5 protein-coding genes are annotated in these 6,750 nt (G+C 38.6%); 2 read left to right on the forward strand and 3 right to left on the reverse strand.

Annotated features, from left to right (window positions below):
• Positions 1–68 precede the first annotated feature (68 nt).
• Positions 69–749 (reverse strand): hypothetical protein, encoded by a 681-nt coding sequence (locus ACFSQ3_RS13920; RefSeq protein WP_380870173.1) that lies wholly within the window; start codon positions 747–749, stop codon positions 69–71.
• Between the two features lie 134 nt (positions 750–883).
• On the opposite strand from ACFSQ3_RS13920, the gene ACFSQ3_RS13925 reads away from it, so the two are divergent.
• The gene (locus ACFSQ3_RS13925; RefSeq protein ID WP_380870174.1) at positions 884–1,231 is read left to right on the forward strand and encodes a phage holin family protein; all 348 of its coding nucleotides are present in this window, start codon (positions 884–886) and stop codon (positions 1,229–1,231) included.
• A 67-nt stretch (positions 1,232–1,298) separates the two neighbouring features.
• Here the strand turns inward: ACFSQ3_RS13925 and ACFSQ3_RS13930 are convergent, their stop codons facing one another.
• Positions 1,299–2,705: a hypothetical protein gene (locus ACFSQ3_RS13930; RefSeq protein WP_380870175.1), complete on the reverse strand. Its 1,407-nt coding sequence runs from the start codon at positions 2,703–2,705 to the stop codon at positions 1,299–1,301.
• 8 nt (positions 2,706–2,713) lie between these two features.
• The gene (locus ACFSQ3_RS13935; protein ID WP_380870176.1) at positions 2,714–5,191 is read right to left on the reverse strand and encodes a TonB-dependent receptor; all 2,478 of its coding nucleotides are present in this window, start codon (positions 5,189–5,191) and stop codon (positions 2,714–2,716) included.
• 534 nt (positions 5,192–5,725) lie between these two features.
• Between ACFSQ3_RS13935 and ACFSQ3_RS13940 the strand changes: the two genes are divergently transcribed.
• Positions 5,726–6,337 carry a helix-turn-helix transcriptional regulator gene (locus ACFSQ3_RS13940; protein WP_380870177.1) on the forward strand — a complete coding sequence of 204 codons (612 nt, stop codon included), beginning with the start codon at positions 5,726–5,728 and terminating at the stop codon, positions 6,335–6,337.
• Positions 6,338–6,750: the final 413 nt, after the last annotated feature.

Genomic DNA, 6,750 nt, shown 5'->3' on the forward strand with positions numbered 1-6,750 from the left:
ATACAAATAATTTACTATGCTAACATAGTTTTATGTTCGATATAAACAGATGGAAATACGAATTGGTTTTAAGCTTTTGCGTAGTTCAATTCAAGTTCATCTACATCGACCACAACGCGTTTCAAACCATTATTAAATACATGGATAAAAATTGCCGTCGAGTAGATTATGACGACTAAAAGACTGCATTGCCAAGCTAAACTCACATGCAGAGACGTCGTATTTATTGATACCTGTAAATTAATGAGCAACGACAGAATCACCGTGGCAAAGCCAAGAAAGGACTTGTACTTCGTGTACCTCCATGAGACTGGACGATACATCAACCCCGTAGTTACAGCCGCAACACAGATTGCGATCATCATACCATAACGCGCACCTTCCAAAAAATCGTCGTTGCCATGTTTGAATGCATAGTATGCTAAAATCATCACTCCTACAAACGATAAAACACCTTGAATGGACAGCACGTAATTCTTTGCATCCATTTTCAGGTTTCTCCAATGTTGGCTTTGAATATCTCGTTGATAAGCATCTTCGATCGAACTGAAACCAGCCGAACCAAGCGAAGCATGTGCTTTTCGGATAGCTTCTTCAAGTGGAAGTTCAGGTTGATTAAACCGTGCCTGTTCTACGAGCGGCACAAAACGTTCCGCAATCGCGTGCAGCATATCCTTCGATTTGAATCCCTTTTTGATAATGAACTCCTGCACAACCGAAACTTCGTAAGCAGTCAATGATTTTTTCATAATGCGGAAACTTTGAAGCTGATCCAAACTTAGGGTTAAAGTATTTTAAAAATAAGAAAAACGGAAAAGCTCTGCAAACGATTTGGCATCTATTTTGACTAGATTTTAAAAATTACAACTAAATCAATCAGATCATGCATTTCATACTATCTCTACTTCTTACAGGACTTATTATTGCTGGCGCATCTTTTATTATTCCCGGCGTTCAGGTGGCAGGCTTTGGCTGGGCAATCGTCACTGGTTTGGTAATCGGATTAGTGAATGGAATTGTCGGCGGAATACTTCGCATTTTCACTTTCCCATTAAATTGGCTAACATTCGGTTTGGTATCCTTCATCATCACTGTTTTGATGATTATGCTAAGCAGCAATATTATGGGCGACAAATTTCAGGTGGACGGATTTTGGTCGGCTTTCTTCTTCGCCATTGCAGTGGCTGTCATGGAAATGATTTTAGGCGGCTTGGTCGATAAAAAAGACTAATTCGAAAAAGCTTACAACAAGAAAAGGCAGCCAAATGGCTGCCTTTTGTAATTTATCAACGGATATCTTAGTATGCTCCGATGTAGAAACTACCAGATTGATTTTTCAATTTAGCGCCTTTAACCGCTTGTTTTGTTTTCCAGTTAATGACATACAAGTTTCCATCAACACCATTTGGAGTCATCGGAATGTATACGTTATCTCCAGAAACTGCGATATGTTGGAATTGTCCAAATGTTCCAGTCAATGCTGTACCATTATTTTGGTTGGCAGAAAGACCTGAATAACCTACATCACTTTGCTTTTCGGTAGAAATTTTTGTGGCCGTTTTAGCATTCAAATCCAATACTGCCAAGAAACCACCATTAACTCCAGTTTCAGTATACATAACAACTGCTGTACCATCTTGAATATATCTCCAAGCCCTGATCTGTACGTTTCCACCAGCGCCTAGAGCAGCCTTCACATCGAAGTTATAGCTAGCGTCATATTCACCTGTCGAACTAGAAATACGAAGAATTTGGGAACCACTAGTTGCCGTAGCTTGATAGATATTGCCGTCAGACCCTAGGTACTGAGTCATCGTGCGGTAAGAATGATTATTCGCACGGCTATTTGTCGAATAGATCAATTTTGGATTAGCTAAAGACGGATAGTCGACAACCAAAGTGGCTGTTCCTAAAGTTGCTGTGGCAGACGACCAAGTTTGGTTGCCAGAGTTATTCAATGTAGACTTTTTAGTAACATCAATACGTGTTAAGTTACAACCGATAAACAACTTGTTTTTTGCTGCATTAATGATAGGAACATCTATACGACCGATTTGGTATCCATTTTTTGTCTGCTCGGCAGTAAGCGGAATTTCGAACTCCGTTTGACGTGAAATTTCAGGATTATCCAAATCGATTACGGCTATTCTTGCGTTACTTTTTACATCAATAAAGTCGGCATCCGCACCTTCTTTAGAGGCTTGAACTGTTGCTGATGCATAAACACCGACGCCAGTTCCTTCAGCAGCTACCACCCAACGTGGAGCTTGGCCTAAGATCGGCTCAGTATCTAATTCCTCTCTAGTATCAGCAAATTTTGCTTGCCCTTCCACTCGGTATTTATTAAAAATACCGCCATCTGCACCCGTGTATTGAATATTATATAAGAAATTGCCATTTACGGAACCCTGAACGCGCGCAGTTCTCTGAGATCTTAAAACATAACCTTGTCCAATTGCATCTACTTCGAAATTCGGATCTGCTGCCTGCTCGGGTGTAATAGAAAATGCTCTCGTACCACCATTACCAGCAGTCCCTTCTCCATCTGGAAACGCTGCAGTTAAGGTAATAAACTTCCTCCCCCAAATATCTGGTCCAGATGGTCCATCATTTTCTGATCCATTATTACTTTTTTCACAGCTAACCATTGTTCCTAAAGCTACGACCGAGCCTAAGACGATTGATCTTAATGTTGTAGTTTTCATACTATTATCTAATTGAAATTATTTATTGTATAGTTTAATTTTAAGTAGAATGCGCGACCTGGTTTCTGCACACCAAAGTTGTCGTACATTTCTGCATTAAGTGCATTTTTACAGTCTACACTGGCCACCAGCTTTCTACTTGGAAATCTATAGCTAGCTCCAAAATCGTGAGAAAACTGTGTAGGTGTAGTGAACCATTCTGACTCAAACCAAATGGTATTAAACGGTGCTACATATCCAGTATTGTAATAGACATTCAACGCTGACTTCGGCTGAAATACATTTAAAAATCGATATTGGACGTTTCCATTTACCGTAAAGAATGGTTCATTGGGAACTTGCTTATCATATAGGCTATGGGGATTTCCTCGTTCATCCAATTCTACCTTAAAAAGAGAATTGAATTTGGAGAAATTAATCATCGCATTTAATTTGTTATCGTATATATAGTTGATCTCCCCCTCAAATCCTATCGATTGTGTTTTAGAAAGGTTTACAAATTGGGATACTTGAATATCCTCTACCTGATTTTCACGACCTTCTATTACCGGATCAACGCGCGTTTGCAGAATAATTTTATCATAGCCATTTCTCCAAAACATATTTCCATAGAAATTCAGCTTATGTTTTCCAATTTCCAACATGCCATACCTTGCTCCGGCATTAAAATTGACCGCCATTTCCGGAAGTATATTTGGGTTTGCCAATAAATTATTTTCCGGTTCACCATAGACGTGACGCTCCGTTGGCATCACAAAAGATTTTTCAGCGGATACAATTACAAAACCATTTCTTATTGCTTCATACGATGCTGCTCCGCCAAAACCTTGGTTACTACGTGAGGAAGATGGTCTTTGATAATTCATGACGCCATCCACTTCACTGACTGGAATGATTTGATCGGTGCGCACGGTGGCATATTTTCCAAACACATTTGTTCTTAATCTACCGTCAAATCCCGTCAACTCATAGTTTAGTGCCCAAATGTTCGTTAGCAAATTATTTTTCGTAATCCATCGACTGCGATCCGGTCTTAACAAATCTTTATCGTCGCGAGTAGAACGTTCAAATTTGTGATTTAAGGAAATACGGTGACCATTGAAAATTTCGTACGATAAATTCGATCTCACATTTGATATTGTCCTATCAATATCACTTATCACAGCTACGCCCTGTTGTCCCATCCCCGGTTGATAAGGAAGCGGCCGTACTTCGCCACGTTCGTTTGGCGGCGCCAGCAATAACTCCAACTCATAATTATCACTTCCTTCTCGCGCCCAGTTGTAACGTCGACTTACAGTATCTTGCAAATACGTATTTCTCATACTATGAACTGCATTCACGTTTAGCGTCAATCCTTCAGTAAATAAATCCTTCTTGATATAATTTAGACTAACTACGTGCGCCTGATACTCATTGAATCTACCTTGATACGGCTTCGTCATCGTTAAACCATGAGGAATTTCTTTATAGGAATCGGAAACATTATATCCTAGGAAAAATTGATCTGCCCACTTTACATCCGTAAATCCAAGTTCAAAACGCCCTCCAATGGTTTCAAATTTATCGTTCGGTCGTCTAGTACGATTATATCGCTCGACACGCCCATTTTGTGTTGTGTATTTTGAAAATTTCCCCCACATTTCGTAATTATTATCGGAAGAGCTGTAGAAGGCCGATGCTCTGGCTGTAAATCCATTTTTTTGGTTTCTGTACAATCCGCCGATATCAGCTCTATACGTATTGAAGGAACCATACGAAACGGAAGCTGTGATATTATTTGCAGACGCATCCTTTTTCATTACCACATTTATAGCACCACCAACATAATTTCCGCTCAGATGTGCTGGAAGTACACCTTTATACACTTCAATGCGTTCTATCATTGCCGGAGGAATATTGTTTAGGTTGAAAGATGATCCGTAAGTTGATATCTCAATACCGTCTAAAAATAATCCGATAGTGCTCCCCGACATTCCATTCAGATTATACTCAATAGGAGATCCTTCTCCGCCATTCTGACGCACCCGCACCCCTACTGCGCGATCAAGCAGTTCATTCGTAGTCAAGTTACGAAGTGAGGCTTCTTTCGTTTCAATAACACCAACTGCAAATCCACTGGTTTCCATGTTACGTTTAACAGTTGTACCCGAAACTGCTACCTCCTCAATATCCGTGTCATCGCGTGTAACGAGCTTGACATTCACACTCAACTCTTCCTTGTCTACCAAAATACGCTGCCGATGGCGCTTGATGTCAATAGAGGAAAAAATTATATATTGCGAGCCGGAAGGAATATTACTAATCATATAAAACCCATCAGAATCCGACACCGATCCTAAATTGGTTCCTTCAATTTGCACCGTAACTTGTGCAGCAGGATTGCCGTTAGCTAGGCTTAGCTTACCGCGAACTGTTGAAGTTGTTTGCGCAATAACAATTGAGAAAGAAAAAAGAGCAATTAGCGTAAAAATGTATTTGAACATAAACTATAATAACTGTATATTTAGACAAAGTCTAAATAAATCTTGGCGCACAAAAATACATTCAAAAGGAATTTATAAAGTATAACATCGGAAATAAAACTTATAAAATCGGAAATATATCCTTTTAACACTATATGAACGGTCGTGATAATTTCAGCTAATGAAGAAACACATAAAGTCAACTTTAATATCATGTTAGATTCTGGTCGAATACATAATCTTGACAATTTGATTGATCCTGAAAAAATTTTTGATTTAAGATTTTCAAAGGATATTTTGGTAATAAAAGCCAAATCCGAGAGCGCATCGGTATTTAGATTTGTGTCAAAGGAAGAACAGATTTTGCTCCCTCTTTACAATGAACAACACACCATATCAAGCGATTCCGAAAGCATAAGCCATCATCCGAGGAATCCAATCGTCTTCTTGAAAAACGGATACTATAGGTTACTGATTCCAAAGAAAACGCACCTATCCTTATTTGCGATTATCCGAAGATCCTATTTCAATTACCTACTTGACGATACAGTTGACTTGAATCAATTCGAGGAAACCGATTGCATCACATATCGTCGATCCATTAATCACTGTTTTCCAACACAAGCGCAAGACCTTTCGGATTTAATCGCTAACAAAAAAACTAATTATTTAAATCTTAAGATGACTGTGCTACATCATCTTCAAAACTGCTTAGAATTCTTAACGGATTCTGACCAAAGAACCTACTGCGAGCAGCAACTTAAATCTTTAGAACTTGATCGAGTTTCTGCTGTAAAACGCATTATCGATGAACGATTTAAAGAAAATCTTACTATCGGCAGGTTAGCACGCGAAGTTGGTACAAACGAACAATACTTAAAGAGACATTTCAAAATAGCTTTCGGCTCTACTGTTTATCAATATATACTACGCCGTAGAATGGAATCTGCTAAAGAATATCTTTCCCATCCAAATAGTTATAAAGTGAGCGAAGTTGCCGAATTGACGGGTTATAAATACGCTACGCACTTTACCAAAACATTCAAAAAATATTTTGGAATGAAACCCGCTGCATCCAATAAACTTAAAACATTTGCGGATAAATTTCTGATTATAAATATTAGTCTTGAGGCGTTTGAACTAGGTCTTACAAGTTTGGTTATTTGAGAAATTAAGATATCGAAATAGTTAATTGAGTTGGTGGCCGCTTAGGATGAAAAAGTCATGAAGTTGTTAAACTGTATAGGGTAATTTTAGGTATGATTGAATACATTATTATCATTATAGGAGTTATTACAATGATTTCGTTAGGATGTTGTAGCTCATTCGTAATTTAAGAGCTCCTAATATTCTTTAATATTACACAAAATCGGAATTCCCCTTTTTGACCAGTAACCTGTGTAACCCTTTAACTAGTACCGCTGGTCACGAATAACTACTATCATTCGAATAGAATATGAATATAGAAATGTAAACCTATAAACGCAAAAAAGCCCTTGCGATTATGCAAGGGCTTTTAGTATAAAATTAGGCACCGACCTACTCTCCCACCTGTTACGGCAATACCATCGGCTCTGGCG

The sequence above is a fragment of the Sphingobacterium corticis genome (assembly GCF_042684745.1).
Classification (GTDB): domain Bacteria; phylum Bacteroidota; class Bacteroidia; order Sphingobacteriales; family Sphingobacteriaceae; genus Sphingobacterium; species Sphingobacterium corticis.